We start from the raw sequence: 19,847 nt of genomic DNA on the forward strand, positions 1-19,847 counted from the left end.
GTTTGTAGTTTCGCAGTCCTTCACCTTCTTGCACAACTGTGGCAGCGCAATATGAATCAGATGATGAGGAAAGAGCCATGAACTAAAAAACACAATGTCACTTGTAAATCTGGGGAAGCCCTTGTAGCAAGTTGAGGGCGACCGTCTCGGCGCCGCGGTCGGAGACGCGGTTAAGAATGGTGAGAATATTTGCAGCCGTCACGGACCGAATCGGCAGGCGCCCGATGTGCGGATAGACATCGTTATCCATGAAACGCTCAACCTGCCCCAGGTAGTAAGGCGACCATTTCGCACGCTGTTTCTCGACCCACTCCTGGGTGATGGCCTTGAAGGTGTTGGCATTTCCAACGATGTTGCGCGCACGCTCAGTCTGGCGCATGTGGGAAGGGTGCTGGCCATCCTTCACTAGCTCGCGCGCATCGTCGCGGGCCTTGCGAGCGTCCGACAGGCCCACGGTGGGATACTCGCCTATGGCAAAGAGGTTCTCTCTGCCGGCGATCTTGTAGCGGTAGCGCCAGAACTTTGAGCCATTTGGTTTGACCTCCAGGTAGAGGCCGTGGCTATCAGCGAGCTTCAGCGGCTTATCGGCTGCCTTGGCTTGTCTGATTTTGACGTCGGTTAAGGGCATGACAACCTCTCATGTTCAATACTGTTCTCTTGCGCGATCTGGTATCCAATCCCATTAAACTTCTTGTGATGGCCTATTGCGTGATCGCTAGGTTCCGGACGAATTCAGTCTCAACGAAACGGTAAATCGCACAGCAAATATCGGTTGAATTCGGGATTCAACATCAACCGCAACGGCTCTGGCTGCGCGCGGCTGGTAGTGGCAGGCATCGTAATTACAATCAGCGGGTATCGTAATTATACTCAAACGATACCCGCTTTGATACCCGCTTTTTTCTGGGATGAGAAGAAAACCCGTGGGACGGCGTTAGACAAAAATTATTGTTATTACAGTGTTTTTATAGAAAACCCGAGACGCTATGAAGTGTTGAAAAACGAACATGCCGCTTATCGATCATCAGCAACATATTTGCACCATATTATTGATTTTCAACATATTTATCTTGAATAATGTCGATTGATACCCGCTATTTTTACACACAGCAAGTTTGCCGGTGCGTACGGCACCAGAGAAAATGCAGAGCTAAGCGGCGCGGTGCTTTTTGCTGCGACCGCTTGAGCGTAGTCATATCGGATCTACGATAACGGATGAAAAAGAAAAATCAAAATTCTTAAACGCCTCAACAATCTTGAATCGACCGTTTTTAGCCTCAAGGGCTTTTGCCTCTTGAATAACGTGATGAGATAGAGCCGGCCATTAATTCCGGTTTCCCTGCAACAGCGTTTATTTGGAAGACCACATGACCATATTTGCTTTCAACCGTTTTTCTGTCATTGTCATGACCTTCAAATACCTGCGGATGAAACCAACTATTTGCGAGCATAGTAACGATGAAATCAAATGAGTATACATAATCCCCGCCCTCTTTCTCTAGGGCTTTAACTTGCTTAATTCTGCTTCAGAAGTTTTTCCGACTTGAATTTTCCGCCCTGCTCAAGAAAAAGCAATTTAATTCCAATTCCAATCAATTTTTGATTTTCAGAATTTGGATTTTCTCATACTGCATTTGTCCTATATCTTGATTTTTGAAGCTCTACAATGATTTTGTCATCTTGGCTTAAGCCAAGCGCCTGACAGGTGAATCTTCGTAGTAATGCATATTCAGCATAGTTTGATATTACCTTTTGTCCGCACTACGTGAGCAAGAAAAACACGAAAAACGCAGCGCCATATCGCCTAGTAGATAGTATCGTCACGAGATAGTCAGCCAAAGGGCAAGACAGCGAATTTGTACGGCAGCAACGAAGGATGACAAGTTTTTCGCATGGCGGGTGGCGATCCCCCGCAACCGCTTGAGATGCAAGAACGCATTCCCGACCAGGTGGCGTAGCTTGTAGAGATGCTTATCGTACTCTCCGGGCTGTTTACGGTTTTTGCGCGGCGGAATAACCGCTTTTGCTCCTTGTTCCTCGACTTTCGCCACGATCGCATCGCTGTCGTAGCCTTTGCCGGCAAGCAGGTGCGCCATCTGAAATCCCTCAATCAATTTGTCAGCCTCAGCACAATCTGCTCGGGTACCTTCTGTAATAACCGCTCTGAGCGGCATACCATGCGCATCCACGGCCAGATGTATCTTTGTGTTGAGCCCCCTTTTGTGCGGCTCATGCCTTGATTGCCTCCGCGCGCGCCAGCGGCATGGGGGTGAACCTTGCAATGGCTGGCATCGATCATGAGCCATTCGTAATCCGGCTCGACAATGAGCTTTTCCAGCAACGGCTCCCAAATGCCTTGATCGCGCCAACGGCAAAAGCGTCGATGGATGTTTTTCCATCCGCCATACGAAGCAGGCAGGTCTCGCCACGGCGCACCCGTGCGAAGAATCCAGAACACCGCATTGATAAATCGGCGGTTATCTTGTGGCCACTCCGCCCCAAACACCTGCGCGCCCAGGTAAATGCGGTTCGAGCAAGGCCCAGTGTTTGTCCGTAATGTCGTGTCGATGTATGGTTTCCGGCATTCGGTTATGTGTCTTTTACGAAAATCATATTTTGCCACATCTTGTGACGACAGTATCTAGACAGGAAAAATGAAGAAAATACGAAGAAAAGAATGTAGCAGCATATCTCCTTCCTTAAGTTACTCAACCCCTGTCTAAAGAACATGCGCATCATCACCTCGGACAATGGGCGCGAGTTCGTCAGATATCTGGTGAATTCATGTTGAGGTACAGGAATGGTTAGGCCATTAATTTTTTGCAAAAGATATGATCAATCGACAATTTCCCCGGTCCATGCATCAGGAATATCAACAGGAACATCCCCCAGTAAACATGAAGTTCGCGACCCGCGTCGGAGAGGTCCGGATATGATGTTGCGGCTACAATATTCAAAATGAACAAGGCTGCCGTCCCGAACCGGGAAGCCAAACCCAGTGCCAGCATGACTGCGCCACCGAGTTCGACCATGGTGGCCGAATAGGCGGCGATCTCCGGCGACAGCACCGGCACATGATAAAGATTGCTAAACAGATAGACTGTAGTGTCCCAATTCGCGATTTTGGTTAATCCTGATTTCCAGAAAATATTCGCTATATACAGGCGGATAGTCAAATCAATCACCGGGCTTATATCTTCCAGCCGCAATATGGTGACTTTCGCCATCTGCGACAGCTTGCGCATCACGCTCATGAGTCTCTCCTTGTTATTTTGAAATGCTGAAATTCGCCAATATGGCTCCCTTCATCCATTGTCTTGGGGTCGTGCCAAAATCCGGTTTGAGAGCGGTCTGGCAGGCGGCTCGCAGGCCAAACCCGGTACTGGGTTTGGTCACGCCGTTTTTTAGGATATTCGTGGCTTATGTGCGGCTTGTCGTACCCCCAACGATTTTGGCGCAAGTCCCTTTTGGCAACAGCACAAAGGAATCTTTCTGGCTATCTTTTTTGGCTGTGCCTGCGCAAGTGTTCGCACTGCCTTTACCCCCGGCACAGTCGTTTTTCCCTGCCTTTGCAATGCCATAGCACTGTTCCATTTTTGCTGCATCTGCTGCAACTGCCGGTGCTGCAATGACCATTGAACCAAAAGCCAGAAGACTGGCGACCGCAGATTGAACCAAAATATCGTGCTTGTTCATAGGTGTGTCTCCTTACTGGATTTATAAAAATCGAGACGGAAATTTACATTGATACACAGTGTTCCCGAACTCAGTGAGCGACTAAATGATGCGCTTACTGGTTTAGTCTGCCGTACTTGCGGTTTCTTACAAAAAATCAACTACAGGGTTTAGATTGAATTGCTCGTGTAAGGAGGGGCTGCCAATCGGTGTCCTGATATTGCATTTGCTCCTGGCTGTCCCGTGAATGCATGGGGTTTTCATCGTGCAGGTCCATGTAAGAATAGAGTCGAGAAATACGACTCAGTGAAAATAGGCCGATATTGCTTTGTATTGCAAAAATTCGTTGCACTCACTGCGAAATATGCCTAATCAATGGTATGTTCATCCTCGATCAGACTACGGTGCCGCCATGGCGGATTCATAACGGGTTCACACTCAAAGGGTAAATTTATGTTGTGCGGAGAGGAATCGGAATCATGAGCCATGAATCCGATCTGCTTGAAATCGGTGATTACGCCATTATCGGCGATTGTCGATCAGCCGCGCTGATCTCGCGTACCGGTTCCATCGACTGGTTATGCTGGCCGCGATTCGATAGTCCTTCCCTGTTTGGGGCTTTGCTTGATCATGGTCAGGGAGGACGTTTTGCAGTGTGCCCGACCGCGCAATTCAGCACCACGCGGTGCTACCTCGGCGATACCAATGTGCTGGAAACCACGTTTCGAACCGCCACCGGGGTGGTGCGGTTGATAGATCTGATGCCGGTGGATTCCGAGGAGAACAAACGCCACACTTTATGGGCCGAACATCAGATTCTACGCATTATTGAATGTGTCGAAGGTGAGGTCGAAATCGAGGTTGTCTGTGCGCCGCGCCCCGACTATGGGCGTACGGTACCGCGGCTGCGATTGCGCGGCGCGCTGGGTTTCTATTTTGAAGACCACGGTCACGCCTTTATCCTGCGTAGCGAAATTCCCCTGAAGCTATCCGAAGATCATGCCGACGTGCATGGAAAGTATGTGCTGCGCCACGGCGAACGACTGCGTTTTTCTGCCGTTTATAGCGAAGGTGAGCCCGCGTTTATTCCTCCATTGGGTGAACTGGCTGAACAGAGGCTGCAAGCGACTCTGCGCTGGTGGGAGGAATGGGCGGCGCGCTGCACCTATGAAGGTCCATATCGAGACGCGGTGATGCGTAGCGCGCTGTGTCTCAAACTGATGTCCTACTCGCCCTCCGGGGCCATGGTCGCTGCGCCCACGACATCACTACCCGAAAAGCTGGGTGGAGTGCGTAATTGGGATTACCGTTATTGCTGGGTGCGGGATGCCTCACTTACGCTGCAATCCTTGTTCGATCTCGGCTATCGGCACGAAGCCGAGGCGTTTCTTTCCTGGTTGCTGCACACCACGCAGATGTCTCAACCCGAGTTGCAGATACTGTACGGGGTGTATGGAGAAACACGGCTGCCGGAGCAGGAGCTGGATCATCTTGCGGGCTTCGCCGGTTCGCGGCCGGTGCGTATTGGCAATGATGCGCGCGCGCAATTGCAACTGGATATCTATGGCGAGGTTCTGGATGCCGTATATGCGTTTATTTGCCGTGGCGGCCGGCTTGATCGCGCAACGACGCGCATGCTCAGAGGATTCGGCGAAACCGTCTGCAGGCGCTGGCAGGAACCCGACGAGGGCATCTGGGAGATTCGCGGCGGGCGTCTGCAGCATACCTATTCCAAGGTCATGTGTTGGGTAGCGTTGGATCGGTTGATCAAACTGAGCGAACAAGGTCATTTACGCATTCCGCTGGAACGTTTCACCTGCACGCGCGACGCTATCCGCGAAGCAATCGAGCGGCACGGATACAATGAAGAAATACAAAGCTATGTCAGCGTGTTCGGTGGCAGCGATGTGGATGCGAGCTTGCTGCTGCTGGCGCGCCATGGTTATGCCGATCCAGCCGGCATACGCATACGTCAAACCTGCGCTCTCGTGCACCGGCGATTGGGGCGGGACGGGTTGCTGTATCGCTATCTGGCAGACAATGATGGGTTGCCGCCGGGAGAAGGTGCTTTCGGAATCTGCAGCTTCTGGGCGGTGGATTGCAAGGCGCTGCAGGGCGATGTGGATGGGGCAAGTCAAATCTTCGAGAGCGTATTGTCGTACGCCAATGACGTGGGTTTGTTCGCGGAAGAAATTGACCCTGATCGCGGTACGCTGCTGGGTAACTTTCCACAGGCCTTCACACACGTCGGGCTGATTGATGCGGCGCTGACGCTGGCACAAGCCAACATGGGAAAACGCCGCGAACCAGATGCGACACAACCGAAAATGACAGGAACCAAATTATGAGCGTGGATCTGCCGAGTATCTTGCTGTGGGGTTTTATCGCCACAGCGTTTCTGACTACCTTGATGGCGGCCGGCCAGGGGCTGGGGTTTTCACGCATGAGCCTGCCGTTCATGCTGGGTACCATGTTCACGGCTGACCGGAATCGAGCGATGGTCATCGGCTTTGCCGTGCATTTTTTCAACGGCTGGCTATTCGCGTTGTTTTATGCGCTGGTTTTTGAAAACCTGCATATGACCGGCTGGTGGCTGGGGGGAGGCATGGGTCTGGCACAAGGATTGGTGGTGCTGGTGACATTGATGCCGATTCTGCCGGCATTGCATCCGCGCATGGCCAGTGAACATCATGGGCCGGAGCCGACGCGACAGCTGGAACCACCCGGCTTTATGGCGTTGAACTATGGCCGCGAAACGCCTTTAATCAGTTTGTTCGCGCATGTGGTTTACGGCGCGATATTGGGCGCTTTTTATCATCTTGCCGGTGGGTGAACGCGCCGGATTGGGCGCATGGCTCAACAAGTCAGGCTTTGAGCTGTACGCTACGAATCATGCCACTTTCTACCCAGCCTTTGAGTAATCCTGCCGCATGCTGGGCAGCATGAATTTCATCTACCCATTCGCACAGGCCGGTACAGATTTCCGCAAAGCAGGCACCCTGCTGCAGATTGTCGATGGCCCAGGCTTCATCTACGGTCAGTGACCTGAAAAAAACTTTCAGATCGTGCCGCCAGATAATCCAGGCCAAGGACCCGTCCGTATAGGCGGGTTGCGGCGGTTCCTGTTCGGCGGCCACTGCTTTCCAGATCAGCGCAGCATTGGAAAACAAATCCAGCCGCTGTACCGAAGCGTGGGTCTGGAATGCCATGTCCGGCCAGTTTTCACCGGGTATGCTGGCGATTTCCTGGATGCTCAGGAAGGTGTCGTCCGGGGCATCAAATGCAAGTCCCTTGGCCCATTCGAAGCGGGCAAGTTCGGCCAGTACCGGGATATCCGCATAGGGTGGCGTGGTTTCGAGATAGGCGTCCAGATTGGCGCCGAACCAGCGCAGATTCGGATAGGTTGAGGGGAAGACATCGATAAAGGCGAAACACAATTGCTCGAACCCTTCATCCCCCAACGCGGCATGCAATGCCGTGTAATCCGTTTGCAAGGCTTCCAGCAGACGCAACCGATAAGCGATGGAATAAATGCCCAGGCGCTCGGGCGCAGGCGCTTGCGCTGTGTCGGTCACTTCCTGCCGGATGGCATTGTCCGCATTCAATATGAATGTCTGAAATGCGCGCTGCAGCTTGGCTAAACGATTCATGCGTCTGCCACCTGAGCGAGGACTCGCCGGGTGATGCTACGAGCCCGTTCAAGCTCAGCCAATAATTCTTCCAGAGGTGGAATATTGTCGTCGCGCTCGATCATGGTGGAAACGGCGCCGAAGCGGCGCACTGCGTGTGCGTAGAGTTCCCAGACCCGTTCGATGACCGGCTCGTCATGCGTATCGATAATGTAACCACCCTGATTGCGATGACCAGCGAGATGAAACTGCTGTACCCGGCTCACCGGGATGGCGTCAATGTACTCAAGCGGATCGAAACCGTGATTGAAGCTGCTGACGTAGATGTTGTTGATGTCGAGCAGAAGCAGGCTGTCGGCCCGTTGTGCGACTTCGCGCAGAAAGTCCCACTCGCTCATTTCGCTGTTTTTATAGGTGACATAGCTCGACACGTTTTCCAGTAGCAGGCGCCGCCCCAAAATATCCTGCACAGCGCTGACGCGCTCCACGACATGCTGTAATGCCTCTTCCGTGTAGGGTAGCGGCAGCAGGTCATGCAGATTGGTGTTGTCCACACCCGTCCAGCACAGATGATCGGATATCCAGTGCGGCTCGATTTGATCGGCCAGTGTTTTCAATTGCCTCAGATAATCCCGATTCAACGGGTCGCTGCTGCCGATTGACAGTGAAACTCCGTGCATCACGATCGGATAATGCGCCCGGATGCGATCAAGGTAATGACGCGGCTTGCCGCCCGGCACCATGTAGTTTTCGGAAAGCACTTCGAACCAGTCGACAGCAGGTCGCGATTCGAGGATCGTTTCGTAGTGGGGAATGCGCAGACCCAGTCCAAAACCCAGGGATGCCTGGAGAAGTTGCTTTGTATGCGGCATGGAAGAATGCCTTGTGAATAAGATGAGGAAACATTCGAAGCCGGTGAACCGGGCTTCGAATGTGCTGCAGCGCAGGATTCGGTGTGACGAATCCGGTTACTTCATCATCTGCGCTTTGGTTTTATCGCACTCGGATTGTGTCATTTCGAGAAATCCCTGACCCTTGCATGAGTTCATTCCTTTGCAGGCGTTGCTGGCCGTTTTGCAATCGGCTTTGCCTTTACAGGAATTCACGCCCTGGCAGTGAATCGTGGCTTCGGCAGCCACTGCCGTAGTGGCGACACCTACCGTCATGAACATGCTGGCTGCCGCAGCTGCAAGAGCCATTCCAGTCATTTTTTTTACAGCGCTCATTGTAAAACCTCCTCGTGATTAAAAAATATTTCGACTCACCGTGCACAATTCGTTCCCGGTGATTCAAAGTGCGGATTCGGATATCCGCTGGCTACACCCACAAAAATCATGGGTTACTGCTTTGTCGCAGTCAATCGCCAATTCTTACACAGCCGGTGGAAATGATGGCGCACTCCATGCAAAAGGCATCATTTCGCGGCATGCTTCTCCACATTGCCTGTATCCGGATGGCTCATTCGGTTGCTGCCTTGGCGATGGCAGCCTGCAATCCATCCAGCTTCGTAGCCAACGCATCTTCGCCTTTGATGTGGTGCCGGGCAACGACCCAGGTCAGGGCGTTATAGCTCAAGAACACTTTTCCGGCGCTGTTCTCCCACACCAGGGCTTTGAGCGGGAAATCAATCGCCGATTCAGGCGCCGCTACCATGAAAGGCGTGCCGCCCTTGGGGTTACCGAAAATGGTCACTGTGGCCGGCAGCATTTTTAAACCGGCTTTCTCCGCACCTTCAGCGTGATCGATTTTGGCGAATACGGTCAGGCCTTTTTCTTTCAGTACGGCTTCCAGCCGGGTCTGGGTATCATGGAATCCATGCTTGCTTGCCAGTGTTTTCATGCCTTCATCCGCGCTTGCAGTGAACGAGATCATTAACATGCCTAATGCAATCAATGCGTATTTCATTGCTACTCTCCTTGTGAGTGGTTTGTAAAGTCATTGCTGTACTGGAAATTGCAAAATGCGCCTGCCAGTCGAGTTTCAGGTATCCAGTCAAATCCCGCTTTGATCCAGACGCGGATTTCCATGGTACAGGTAAGCGGTGTAGGTCATCCGTCATCAATGTTTGCCCTCACCGGAGGATATGCGCAACGTATTCACTCGGTTTCGGGAGGCTTGGGTTGATCTTCACTGTGTGCATCCTTGCCTTTCGCAAACGATTTCATCATCAATCGCAAGGAGGTGATATTTTTCTCATAGTTGCGGCAACCCGAACACATTAATAGATGCGTGCGCAGCGAGAGCTTTTCGCCCAGGGTGAGCGGACGATCCTGTGCTTCGGAAACGAGGCGGGTGATTCCCTGGCAATTCAGCATGATTGCTCTCCGTTTGAATACCATTTGTTTCCAAGGCAGACCTGCAGGCGCAAGCGGGCACGGTGTAGCAGCACAAACAGGTTGCTGGCCGTGATGCCGGTTGCCACGCAAATTTCGTCCGTATCCAGCTCGATGAATTCGCGCATCATGAAGACGCGCGCCTGTTTGTCGGGCAAACCTTCAAGACAGGCCTCGAACACGACCCAGAATTGTTGCTGCCGGTACGAAGCCTCCGGGTCGCCCCAGAATGTGGGGCGCTCATCCAGTTGCCAATGCCGCCGCTGATCAAACAGGTGCGCCGCGAAATCCTCGTTTTCATCATCATTGATCAAGCTGCTGGCATTGACCAGGCGTTTCTTGTGCCGTAACACATCGGCGATCTTGTTTTTCAGAATGGCGAATACCCATGTTTTCAGTGCCGAGCGTCCGGCAAAATGGCCAGCGTTGGTCAGCGCGCCGGCAAGCGCTTCCTGGACGGCATCTTCGGCAAGATGCACGTCGCCGAGCTGCATGCTGGCAAACTTGACCATCTGACTGCGCAAGTCTTCAATGAAAATGCCGTCATTGAGTGAGGTTTCCGGTGACGCTACGGCTTGCTTCTTCATGGTATCCCCTCATCCAGTTATTGTCGGAATAGTTGGTCGTTTCTTACATCTGCAGCGTCAGTTTTTTCAATTGGCACGTTCTGTACAGTGGGGTGGGATATTTTACGATCAGCCCAGCTTGTTGTCGGCAACATGATAATGCGGGTCTTCCAGCATATTGACCTCGACCATGTCTCCGGCCTTTTCCAGTAATTCCAGACAATCCGGGCTCAGGTGGCGCAGATGCAAGCGCTTGCCGGCCTGGCGGTAGCGCACGGCCAGACTATCGATGGCGACAATGGCCGAGTGATCCTTGACGCGTGCATCGCGGAATTCGATCACCACATCCTGCGGGTCTTCTTTGGGTGTGAACAGGTCTTGAAATGCCGCGATGGAGGCAAAGAACAAGGTGCCTTCCAGTTCGTAAATTTTCCAGCCTTGCGGGTCAGTATAAGTTTTCACTCCAATGCGTTTGGCATGCTGCCAGGCAAACACCAGCGCTGCGATAATCACACCTGCCACGACTGCGATGGCCAGATCAGTGAGCACGGTAATGACTGTCACGGCCACGACGATGAATGCATCGTTGCGCGGTATTTTACGCAACGCCTGCAGGCTACCCCACTCAAAGGTTTTTTCCGCTACGACGAACATCACGCCGATGAGCGCCGCCAGCGGGATGCGTTCAATCCAGCTGGAGGCAAACAGGATGAACGACAGTAAAAACATCGCCGTAGCGATCCCGGACAGGCGCTTGAGTGCGCCGTTGTTCACATTGATCATGCTCTGGCCGATCATGGCACAGCCACCCATGCCGCCGAAAAACCCGGTAACCACGTTGGCGACGCCCTGTGCCAGGGATTCCCGATTGGGTTTGCCGCGCGTATCCGTCATTTCGTCAATCAGGTTGAGTGTCAGCAGTGTTTCGATCAAGCCAATCGCCGCCAGGACCAGCGCATACGGAAATACGATGTGCAGGGTTTCCCAGTTTAATGGCACCTGCGGCAGATGGAAGCTGGGCAGACCGCCTGCGATGGAGCCCAGGTCGCCGACGGTTTTGGTTGAGATGCCGAGCGCCGGTACGAGTATCGCCACCACCAGAATCCCCGCGAGGGTGGCGGGGATGGCCTGAGTGAATTTCGGCAGCAGATAAATAATCGCCATAGTCAGCGCAATCAGACCGAACATGATGTAGAGCTGGGAACTGGCCATCCATTGCTGGCTACCGTCCGCACCCATGGTTTTGAAATGCCCGAACTGCGCCATAAAAATCACGATGGCCAGGCCATTTACAAACCCCAGCATGACCGGATGCGGGACCATGCGGATCAGTTTGCCGAGTTTGGCGACAGCGAAGAGCATTTGCAGTATTCCCATCAGCACGACAGTGGCAAACAGATACTCGGCGCCGTGTGTGGCCACCAGGGCCACCATCACCACCGCGAGCGAGCCGGTTGCTCCCGAGATCATGCCCGGGCGGCCGCCGAAAGCGGAAGTGATCAGTGCGACGATAAAGGCGGCATACAAACCGGTCAGTGGCGAGACATGTGCGACCAATGCAAATGCAATGGCCTCGGGCACCATTGCCAGCGCCACGGTGAGACCGCTGAGCAGGTTGGTTTTGATTTCTTGCGGGCTGGGGACGGCCAATTATATTCTCCGGATTGTTGATGCGCTGGTTGTCCGAATCCGTTCGGGATGAACAGACTCAACGCGGGGGCTGTGAATGTTGCTGACCAATCTACAGACGCCTTTAAATACTGGCGCAAGAGAGTTAAGTCATGGATTCGTGTGTCGACGGCAATGGCTTCGGTTTGCACCGCCTGCCGTCTGTCTATGACTGCAAAGCTGTTTCCAGTTTGGGTCGTTGATCCTGGAAAGTACCATAAAAGAAGGCATCGCCAATGACGGTGATGGGTGCGACGCGGACGCCATAACGCGTTTTTGCTTCCTGCGCCACTTCGGGGCGGCTAATGTCGCGTTCCTCAAAGGTTCTGCCAAGTTCGCGCAGATATTGTTTGACTGCCGCGCAATCCGGGCAGCCAGACGTGGTGTAAACGATCACGGTTTGCTGCATGTCGTTCTCCTCAAGGATTGTTTGTCATGGCGTTATCTGAAGATGAGCCGGGTGAAGTAGCGTTGTGCAGCGTGGTGATACTTCTTCCCGGTCAGGCCATCCTCGCGAACAGTCTGACTGAGAAGCTATTCCAGACCATCCAGGCCGTCTTGCGCCAATTCTGCAGCGCGGATCACGGCTCGCGCTTTGTTCTGGGTTTCTGTCCATTCATTCTCGGGTATCGAATCGGCAACGATGCCCGCTCCCGCCTGCACGTACAGCATGCCGTCCTTGACCACAGCCGTGCGGATGGCGATGGCCAGATCCATGCCGCCGCCAAAACCGAGATAACCCACTGCACCGGCATACACCCCGCGCTTGCTGGGTTCAAGCTCGTCGATGATTTCCATTGCACGCACCTTGGGCGCACCGGACACGGTGCCGGCGGGGAAAGTGGCGCGCAACACATCCATCGCCGACAGGCCCGGCTTGAGCTTGCCCTCCACATTGGAGACGATGTGCATGACATGCGAATAACGTTCGATCAGCATGTTCTCGGTCACCTGGATGCTGCCGGTGACGGCCACACGTCCCGCATCGTTGCGACCCAGATCCAGCAACTGCAGATGTTCGGCGCATTCCTTGGGATCGGCCAGCAACTCGTCGGCAAGTTGTGCATCGTGTTCGCGAGTGCCGCCGCGCGGGCGTGTGCCTGCGATGGGGCGCACGGTGACCGTGTCATCCTCCAGTCGCACCAGAATTTCCGGCGACGCGCCCACCACGTGAAAACTGCCCATGTCGTAATAAAACATATAAGGCGACGGGTTGAGGCTGCGCAACGCGCGGTACAGGGTGAGCGGGCTGGCGTCGAACGGGCGCGACATGCGCTGGCTCAATACCACCTGCATGATGTCACCCTCCACGATATATTGCTTGGCACGCAATACCGCCTGCTTGAACGCGGCTTCGCCAAACTCGGAGGTGGCTTCGGCGCTGTTGACCTTTTGCGGCATGGGGGCGGTGTAAGGCGCCCTGATCTGCGCGCATAACTCATCCAGGCGGCGGTAACCTTCGGCATAGGCATCCGTCTGCATCGGATCGGCATAGACGATGAGCGTCAGCTTGCCGGTGAGATTGTCCACCACCGCCAGCTCGTCGGTGAGCAGCAGCAGGATGTCGGGGGTATGCAGCACATCCGGCTGGTGCGTCGCTTGCAGGCGTTTCTCGATGTAACGCACCGTGTCATAGCCGAAATAACCCGCCAGCCCACCAGCAAAACGAGGCAGACCCGGCAAGATAGCGGCCTTGAAGCGGCCCAGGAACTGCTCGACAAAATCCAGCGGGTCGGCGGCTTCTTCTTGCTCGAGCTTGACCCCGCCGGTTTCCACACTGACCAGATGGCCATATACGCGCAGCACGGTATGGGCGGGCAGGCCGATAAACGAGTAGCGCCCGAAGCGCTCCCCGCCCACGACCGATTCCAGCAGGTAGGAGTAGGGCGCGTCGGCGAGTTTGAGATAGACCGATAGCGGGGTGTCGAGATCGGCCGGCAATTCCCGCGTGAGCGGGATGCGGTTATAGCCCTCGCGGGCGAGTTGGTTGAATTCCTGTTCAGTCATGATTACACCATTAAGTCATGGAAGCATAGTGAGGTACGGCACTGAAGTATCGCACCACCAAAAAAGCCGGCGTATCAGTGCCATCGCCATGACAGGCGCTTTTTGCTATGCATTTCCATGTTGATGGGATTCATGCGGTCAGGCCTTGATGATCAGCTTCGCCGCTTCCGGCAGGCTGGCCACTACGGCATCCTGATCCAGTTCGGTCACCGGGCGGCCACGATTGTAACCGTAAGGCACGCAGAACACGAAGCTGCCGGCAGCGCGTGCGGCCTGGGTATCATTGAGCGAATCGCCGATTAGCAGCAGTTCGCCGGGTTCAATGCCAAAATGTTTGCAGGCATGCAGTAATGGCAAGGGGTCGGGTTTGCGCTTGGGCAGGGTATCGCCGGACAGCACCAATTCGAAATAATCCAGCAGGCCGGTATCGCGTAACAGCGGAATGGTGAAGGCTTCGGCCTTGTTGGTAATGCAGGCCACATGCACGCCCATTGCGCGCAACGCTTGCAACCCTTCGATTACACCGGGGAAAGGGCGTGAATACAGGGAAACATGGGCGCCATAGTGCTTTAGATAAATCGGATAGGCCCGCTCGAATAGCGCAGTATCCGGTTCGGCATCCATGCTGCCGGCCAGTACGCGTTTCACCAGGCGTGACACGCCGTTTCCGATGTAAGTCTTGATGGTGGCCAAGGCTACCGGCGGCATGTTGAGCTCGGCCATCATTAATTCAGCGGCGTGGGCGAGGTCGGGTGCGGTGTCGAGCAAGGTGCCGTCCAGGTCGATGACCACGGCCTTGATTTTGATAGGGAAGTCCATTGGGTGTCTAGTCTCAAATAAGTATCGTGCCGGATTGTATCCGGCATCAAATGGGAGAATTGTCCGGATTGACCGGTCAGGCCTTCGCCAGTTCCGCGCGCATTGCGGCCAACACGCTGTTATAACGGTTTGCGTCGCTGTCCTTGGCTGCGCCAAAAATGGCGGAGCCTGCCACAAACACGTCTGCACCTGCGCGGGCGACTTCCGCAATGTTGTCGACCTTCACGCCGCCGTCCACTTCGAGCCAGATATCACGACCCGAAGCATCGATACGCTGCCGCACGGCGCGTGTCTTGTTAAGCGTTTCCGGAATGAATTTCTGGCCGCCAAAGCCGGGGTTGACCGACATCAGCAGGATCATGTCGACCTTGTCCATCACGTAATCCAGATAGCTCAACGAGGTGGCCGGGTTGAACACCAGGCCGGCCTTGCATCCGCATTCCTTGATCAGCCCCAGGGTGCGGTCGATGTGTTCGGATGCTTCCGGGTGGAAAGTAATGATGTTCGCCCCGGCCTTGGCGAAATCAGGGATAATACGGTCTACCGGCTTGACCATCAGGTGGACGTCGATGATCGCATCCGTCACCGGGCGCAGGGATTCACATACCAGCGGACCGATAGTCAGATTGGGCACGTAATGGTTATCCATCACATCAAAGTGAATGATGTCCGCACCGGACGCGATCACATCGGTGACTTCCTGTCCCAGCTTGGCGAAGTTTGCGGATAAAATGCTCGGTGCGATACGGAATTGCCTGGACATGGTGACCCTTTCAACAAGCCTTTGGATAAAGTAACCAATTTTACCCGGAATCGTGCCAAGGTAATAGCGCGACCGGCTCAAGGACACAGATCAAATGGGCGACAGCAGAAAAAATCACGTAACAGTCAGTGTTGATACGGCATTCATCCCGGACCAATCCAATCCGCATCAGGATCGCTATGTGTTTGCTTACACGGTGACCATTACCAATACCGGCACCATGCCGGCACAACTCGTTTCGCGCCACTGGGTGATTACCGACGCGGAAAACAAGGTACAGGAAGTGCGTGGTATGGGGGTGGTGGGCGAGCAGCCTTTGCTCAAGCCGGGTGAGCGTTTTGAATACACCAGCGGCACGGCAATCAATACGCCGGTGGGCACCATGCAGGGTAGCTATCAGATGGTGGCGGAAAACGGCGAGCATTTCGACGCAGAGATTCCGGTGTTTACGCTTGCCATGCCACGCGTATTGCATTGATGCTCGGGTATGCCGCGCCCAGCCGAACTCCAGGAGCCTGAACTCAGCCCGGCCATGCAACGCGTGGTGGCCGCCATGTCCATCTCCATTGCGGTGCATCTGGCGCTGATCGGCCTGCTGCGCGTTAACGCTGTGACAGCACCGGCGCCTGCAGATATCCCGGTAATTCAGGCTCGTCTGCAACCCCCACTGCCGCCGCCCGTCACTGCGCCACCTGCCGCTGCGCCTGTTGCCAAGCCTGAAACACCACCGCCAGCAGCGCCGCCCAAGCCGGTTCCACTTGCGCCTGCGCCGAAGGCTCCCCCGGCCGTGCAGGCCGAAACGGTTTCACCACCTGCGGTTTCCACCGCCATGCCCGCTGCAGTCAATCCGGTGCCGCAGCCCAATAGCGTATTACCCGCAGTCAATGTACCGCTACTGGTTGATCCCACCTACTACACCGCCAAGCAACTGGATGTTCAGCCGCGCGCCTTGGCTGCCATCAATCCGGTATACCCGCAGGGTGCGGTCGCTCGCGGCACAGCCGGTTGGGTAACGCTCAAATTGAAGCTGGATGAGCGTGGCAAGGTGGAGGATGTCGAAGTCAGCGACGCCAGCCCGCCCGGCATTTTCGACCAGAGCGCGCTCGACGCCTTTCACAATGCGCATTTCGCGCCCGCCCAGAAAGATGGCCGCGCGGTGAAGTCATTCGTGCAGATCAAGGTTCGCTACGAACTGGATCAGTAAGCCTGCTCATCCAGGCGGAGTGACAATGCCGCTATTTTTTAACCACTTTTGCTTTTGCAATTGATGGATCAGGCAACTCGCCGGGCACAGGCATGTCTTTGGGCAGCAATACCCACATGCGGCCGGTTTGCTTCATCCGGCCGGCAATCTTGCCTGCTTCATTGCCGAAGCCCCAGAAAAAATCCGCCCGCACATTGCCGCGAATCGCACCGCCGGTATCCTGCGCCATCACCAGCCGATCCAGTGGCTCGTCGGATGAGGGTATGGTGGTATCCAGCCATACGGGCGCGCCCAGCGGAATGGCACGCGCATCCACGGCTATGCTGCGTTCGCCGGTGATCGGCACGCCCAGCGCACCCAGCGGACCGCTGCTGTTGTTCGGCAGCTCACGGAAAAACACATAGCTGGGGTTTTGCGCCAGTAGTTCCGGCAGCTTGTCGGGATGACGCTGCCCCCATTTCTTGATGTTCTGCATTGAGGTTTGCGCCAGCGGCAATTCGCCGCGTTGTGCGAGTACCCTGCCGATGGAGCGGTATGGATAGCCGTTCTGGTCAGCATAACCCACCCGCATCATGCTGCCGTCGGGCAGCTGGATACGTCCGGATCCCTGAATTTGCAGGAAGAACGCCTCCACCGGGTTATCCACCCAGACCAGTTCATCGCCTTTCAACGGATTGCTGCCATCATCGATGTCGGCACGATCCAGATAAGGTACGACCTTGTTGCCTTGTATGCGCCCGCGCAGGCGCATGTTTTTCAATTGCGGATAGACGCTGCTGAGGTCGATGGTCAGCAAGTCGGCAGGAGGGCTATATAAAGGTATCGGGTATTTCGCGCTGGGGGTCAGGCTGCCATGCAAGAGCGGTTCATAGTAGCCGGTAATCAAGCCGTCCTCGCTGCCGTCAGCCTGACGTGATTGATAGAGCGCGAAATTGTTTTCAAAAAAAGTTCGCACCGTCGCGGTGTCGGCAGGTTTTAACGCTTCGGAAGCCGCACACACAGCCTGCCATTCCGGTTTGTTTTTCAACGCCGCACACGATTCCAGCCACGCAGGCCAGGCCTGCAACAGATCGTCATTCTGCCAGCCGGGCAGACTGGACCAGTCGGCCTGACTCAGGTTGGGCGTCACCGCAGGCGTTGGCGGCGGTGTTTCAGGTGCGGGCGGTGGGCACACCACGGCTGGTGCAGGTTTTGGTTGCGGCGGGCTGGGCGGCATCGGCTTGGGTGCAGGCTTGGGTACAGGGGGTGGCACGACAGGCGCTTTGGGCTGGGTGGCGCAACCTCCGCTCAGTAGTGCGGCCAGGATCAAAGCTGTGCGAATGAGTTGTCTCATGCGAAAATCACGGTTAAACAAACAGCCATTAGTATAACAAAGCCATGCCGCCACCTTATCAACCTGTTCCACGTTTTTACATCGAGCGCATTACTATTGCGGCACTGTGCAACGAATCGATGGATCTGCACTGGCACGACCCCGCAAGCCGGCAATCGTACATGGCGCGCGTATGGCCGCAGGATGTGACGGAAGAAAAGGGCGCAGAATGGCTGGTGGCACGCAGTGAAACAGGTGAGATCCTCAATATTCGACTGGACCTGATACGTAATTTCCCTACCCCGATGAAATAAATAAGTTGTCTACAATATGGAAGGCCGAAAATTATGGATAAGACCGAAATGCTCAGCCTCGCCTGGCTGGTATTTGAAGCGGGCATCGCGCTGGCGTTATTGCTGGGGATAGTATGGTGGACAATGCGAAAATAAGCGCTTGCTGCAAAATGTCCACGTTTTTCTGCAGGGGCGATTGTTGCAAAAATACAACACTATGGCCTGTTAATTTTCCGTAATGCTTGCAGGGTATAAAAAGCCTTGGGCATAATGCGTTCAGCTTCTCGCAAGAGGGGTTCGCATGCGGATTGAAGCAGAATGCGAAACACACTTCAACTAAGGAGATTTGGATATGAACAAAAAACTGATTGCTCTGGCGATTGCTGGCGCCTTCGCAGCTCCGTTGGCGATGGCCGATAACGGCAACGTCACCATCTACGGCGAATTTGCTGGTTCCGTTGACAGCGTTGATGGCGGTTCTTATAGCCCGGTCGTGGCAACAACCCCAAAAACCGGCGGCATTAATGCCGCCACGACAGAAAGACGTACTCGTGTTTCCAGCAATAACAGCTTCATTGGCTTCAAAGGCAGCGAAGATCTGGGCAACGGCCTGTCGGCGATTTGGCAATTTGAGCAATCCATCGCGATCGATCAGCAGAACAAGAATGATACTGCTGGCGTAGTTGGTGCTGGCAACCAGAGCCATCGTACTACCTTCGTCGGTCTTGCCAGCAAGCAGATGGGTACAGTGCAACTTGGTCTGATTGATACCCCGTTTAAAACCTCCCTGGGCCCGCTGGATGCGTTCGGTCAGCATACTCTGGCAGATTACCGCAGCATTATTGGTATGGTTGGTGGCGCTAACTTGGGAAGCTTCCGTGCACAGAACGCGGTGCAGTATGTCAGCCCGAAAATGGGTGGTTTCTTCATCAAGGCCTTGTATTCTGCTGCCAATGAGGCCGGCAATGATACTGGTAACGCTACTACCGGTGCCGTTACTGGTTTGAGCAATCCACACCTTTATTCGATCAGCGGTACCTATGCGAGCGGTCCGCTTTATGGCGTCTTGGCGTATGAGGATATCAAGAGCGTTACTAGTTCCACTGTTGATTTTCACTATAAAAACTGGCGTGCTGGCGCTGCTTACAAGTTCGGCGATTTGAAAATCGGCTTGGGCTTTGAGCGCATCGATGGTGATGGTAATGTCGCAGTCGGTAGTGCGAACACGATCAGCCGCAACGCCTGGTACGTGCCTGTCACCTATGCCATGGGCAACAATACCCTCAAGCTGGCCTTCACCAAGGCAGGTAGCAGCAATCAGAAGAGCGCTGCTGGTGCTGATCTGAGCGGCAGCGACGGCGCCAAGCAGTGGAGCCTGGGCGTTGATCACAACTTCTCCAAGCGCACCAAGCTGTATGCTTTGTACACCAGGGTTAATAACGACTCCAACGGTTCTTACACGCTGGGTGGCGGCGCCACGGGTATTTCTGAGGTTGCTCTGGGTTCCTACGGTGGAACGTCCAGCGGCTTCTCGGTTGGTATGGTTCACGCTTTCTAATCACTTGCCGGCATTTGCCG

Annotated in this window: 22 protein-coding genes and 1 pseudogene; 7 read left to right on the forward strand and 16 right to left on the reverse strand. The window is 54.6% G+C overall.

Annotated features, from left to right (window positions below; genetic code table 11):
* Nucleotides 1-97: 97 nt before the first annotated feature.
* The gene (locus ACYCZJ_RS14040; protein WP_461554856.1) at nucleotides 98-628 is read right to left on the reverse strand and encodes a tyrosine-type recombinase/integrase; all 531 of its coding nucleotides are present in this window, start codon (nucleotides 626-628) and stop codon (nucleotides 98-100) included.
* Between the two features lie 144 nt (nucleotides 629-772).
* Here ACYCZJ_RS14040 and ACYCZJ_RS14045 point away from each other — a divergent pair, with 144 nt between their 5' ends.
* Complete coding sequence (locus ACYCZJ_RS14045) at nucleotides 773-1,078, forward strand: hypothetical protein (RefSeq protein ID WP_461554857.1); 306 nt, start codon at nucleotides 773-775, stop codon at nucleotides 1,076-1,078.
* Nucleotides 1,079-1,820: 742 nt separating this feature from the next.
* Here the strand turns inward: ACYCZJ_RS14045 and ACYCZJ_RS14050 are convergent.
* The 3 genes and pseudogenes from ACYCZJ_RS14050 to ACYCZJ_RS14060 all read right to left on the reverse strand — a co-directional run bounded on the left by ACYCZJ_RS14050 (nucleotide 1,821) and on the right by ACYCZJ_RS14060 (nucleotide 3,696).
* Nucleotides 1,821-2,585, reverse strand: a pseudogene (locus ACYCZJ_RS14050) (IS5 family transposase).
* A gap of 219 nt (nucleotides 2,586-2,804) precedes the next feature.
* The gene (locus ACYCZJ_RS14055; protein WP_461554858.1) at nucleotides 2,805-3,254 is read right to left on the reverse strand and encodes a DoxX family protein; all 450 of its coding nucleotides are present in this window, start codon (nucleotides 3,252-3,254) and stop codon (nucleotides 2,805-2,807) included.
* 166 nt (nucleotides 3,255-3,420) lie between these two features.
* Nucleotides 3,421-3,696: a BufA1 family periplasmic bufferin-type metallophore gene (locus ACYCZJ_RS14060; RefSeq protein ID WP_461554859.1), complete on the reverse strand. Its 276-nt coding sequence runs from the start codon at nucleotides 3,694-3,696 to the stop codon at nucleotides 3,421-3,423.
* Nucleotides 3,697-4,154: 458 nt separating this feature from the next.
* Between ACYCZJ_RS14060 and ACYCZJ_RS14065 the strand changes: the two genes are divergently transcribed.
* Both ACYCZJ_RS14065 and ACYCZJ_RS14070 read left to right on the forward strand, forming a co-directional pair.
* Nucleotides 4,155-6,023 (forward strand): glycoside hydrolase family 15 protein, encoded by a 1,869-nt coding sequence (locus ACYCZJ_RS14065; RefSeq protein ID WP_461554860.1) that lies wholly within the window; start codon nucleotides 4,155-4,157, stop codon nucleotides 6,021-6,023.
* Nucleotides 6,020-6,508 (forward strand): hypothetical protein, encoded by a 489-nt coding sequence (locus ACYCZJ_RS14070; protein ID WP_461554861.1) that lies wholly within the window; start codon nucleotides 6,020-6,022, stop codon nucleotides 6,506-6,508. The genes ACYCZJ_RS14065 and ACYCZJ_RS14070 overlap by 4 nt, the downstream gene beginning before the upstream one ends.
* A 31-nt stretch (nucleotides 6,509-6,539) precedes the next feature.
* On the opposite strand, the gene ACYCZJ_RS14075 is transcribed toward ACYCZJ_RS14070, so the two are convergent.
* The 11 genes from ACYCZJ_RS14075 to rpe form a co-directional block, all read right to left on the reverse strand.
* Nucleotides 6,540-7,325, reverse strand: a complete 786-nt coding sequence (locus ACYCZJ_RS14075; RefSeq protein WP_461554862.1) for an HvfC/BufC N-terminal domain-containing protein — start codon at nucleotides 7,323-7,325, stop codon at nucleotides 6,540-6,542.
* The gene (gene bufB, locus ACYCZJ_RS14080; RefSeq protein WP_461554863.1) at nucleotides 7,322-8,176 is read right to left on the reverse strand and encodes an MNIO family bufferin maturase; all 855 of its coding nucleotides are present in this window, start codon (nucleotides 8,174-8,176) and stop codon (nucleotides 7,322-7,324) included. Before bufB ends, ACYCZJ_RS14075 begins: the two co-directional genes overlap by 4 nt.
* A 96-nt stretch (nucleotides 8,177-8,272) precedes the next feature.
* Nucleotides 8,273-8,530: a BufA2 family periplasmic bufferin-type metallophore gene (gene bufA2, locus ACYCZJ_RS14085; protein WP_461554864.1), complete on the reverse strand. Its 258-nt coding sequence runs from the start codon at nucleotides 8,528-8,530 to the stop codon at nucleotides 8,273-8,275.
* 232 nt (nucleotides 8,531-8,762) lie between these two features.
* Complete coding sequence (locus ACYCZJ_RS14090) at nucleotides 8,763-9,209, reverse strand: DUF302 domain-containing protein (RefSeq protein WP_461554865.1); 447 nt, start codon at nucleotides 9,207-9,209, stop codon at nucleotides 8,763-8,765.
* Nucleotides 9,210-9,400: 191 nt separating this feature from the next.
* A complete protein-coding gene (locus tag ACYCZJ_RS14095) occupies nucleotides 9,401-9,619 on the reverse strand; it encodes a zf-HC2 domain-containing protein (RefSeq protein WP_461554866.1) in 219 nt (72 codons plus the stop codon).
* Entirely contained in the window at nucleotides 9,613-10,224 is a 612-nt protein-coding gene (locus tag ACYCZJ_RS14100; RefSeq protein ID WP_461554867.1) for an RNA polymerase factor sigma-70, read from the reverse strand. The genes ACYCZJ_RS14095 and ACYCZJ_RS14100 overlap by 7 nt, the downstream gene beginning before the upstream one ends.
* A gap of 108 nt (nucleotides 10,225-10,332) precedes the next feature.
* Nucleotides 10,333-11,853 carry a SulP family inorganic anion transporter gene (locus ACYCZJ_RS14105; RefSeq protein ID WP_461554868.1) on the reverse strand — a complete coding sequence of 507 codons (1,521 nt, stop codon included), beginning with the start codon at nucleotides 11,851-11,853 and terminating at the stop codon, nucleotides 10,333-10,335.
* A gap of 184 nt (nucleotides 11,854-12,037) precedes the next feature.
* On the reverse strand, nucleotides 12,038-12,280 hold the full coding sequence (locus tag ACYCZJ_RS14110; protein ID WP_461554869.1) for a glutaredoxin family protein: 243 nt from the start codon (nucleotides 12,278-12,280) through the stop codon (nucleotides 12,038-12,040).
* 125 nt (nucleotides 12,281-12,405) lie between these two features.
* On the reverse strand, nucleotides 12,406-13,878 hold the full coding sequence (gene trpE / locus ACYCZJ_RS14115; protein ID WP_461554870.1) for an anthranilate synthase component I: 1,473 nt from the start codon (nucleotides 13,876-13,878) through the stop codon (nucleotides 12,406-12,408).
* 138 nt (nucleotides 13,879-14,016) lie between these two features.
* Nucleotides 14,017-14,697: a phosphoglycolate phosphatase gene (locus tag ACYCZJ_RS14120; protein ID WP_461554871.1), complete on the reverse strand. Its 681-nt coding sequence runs from the start codon at nucleotides 14,695-14,697 to the stop codon at nucleotides 14,017-14,019.
* A gap of 76 nt (nucleotides 14,698-14,773) precedes the next feature.
* Nucleotides 14,774-15,460 carry a ribulose-phosphate 3-epimerase gene (rpe, locus tag ACYCZJ_RS14125; protein ID WP_461554872.1) on the reverse strand — a complete coding sequence of 229 codons (687 nt, stop codon included), beginning with the start codon at nucleotides 15,458-15,460 and terminating at the stop codon, nucleotides 14,774-14,776.
* Nucleotides 15,461-15,554: 94 nt separating this feature from the next.
* Between rpe and apaG the strand changes: the two genes are divergently transcribed.
* Together apaG and ACYCZJ_RS14135 are read left to right on the forward strand one after the other, a co-directional pair.
* Complete coding sequence (apaG, locus tag ACYCZJ_RS14130; protein ID WP_461554873.1) at nucleotides 15,555-15,938, forward strand: Co2+/Mg2+ efflux protein ApaG; 384 nt, start codon at nucleotides 15,555-15,557, stop codon at nucleotides 15,936-15,938.
* Nucleotides 15,939-15,947: 9 nt separating this feature from the next.
* Nucleotides 15,948-16,664 carry an energy transducer TonB gene (locus ACYCZJ_RS14135; RefSeq protein WP_461554874.1) on the forward strand — a complete coding sequence of 239 codons (717 nt, stop codon included), beginning with the start codon at nucleotides 15,948-15,950 and terminating at the stop codon, nucleotides 16,662-16,664.
* A gap of 31 nt (nucleotides 16,665-16,695) precedes the next feature.
* On the opposite strand, the gene mltA is transcribed toward ACYCZJ_RS14135, so the two are convergent.
* Nucleotides 16,696-17,997 carry a murein transglycosylase A gene (gene mltA / locus ACYCZJ_RS14140; protein WP_461554875.1) on the reverse strand — a complete coding sequence of 434 codons (1,302 nt, stop codon included), beginning with the start codon at nucleotides 17,995-17,997 and terminating at the stop codon, nucleotides 16,696-16,698.
* Nucleotides 17,998-18,041: 44 nt separating this feature from the next.
* On the opposite strand from mltA, the gene ACYCZJ_RS14145 reads away from it, so the two are divergent.
* Nucleotides 18,042-18,290 (forward strand): hypothetical protein, encoded by a 249-nt coding sequence (locus ACYCZJ_RS14145; protein WP_461554876.1) that lies wholly within the window; start codon nucleotides 18,042-18,044, stop codon nucleotides 18,288-18,290.
* Nucleotides 18,291-18,621: 331 nt separating this feature from the next.
* The gene (locus tag ACYCZJ_RS14150; RefSeq protein ID WP_461554877.1) at nucleotides 18,622-19,827 is read left to right on the forward strand and encodes a porin; all 1,206 of its coding nucleotides are present in this window, start codon (nucleotides 18,622-18,624) and stop codon (nucleotides 19,825-19,827) included.
* The last annotated feature ends 20 nt before the right edge of the window (nucleotides 19,828-19,847 follow it).

Source organism: Sulfuriferula sp. (genome assembly GCF_054605375.1).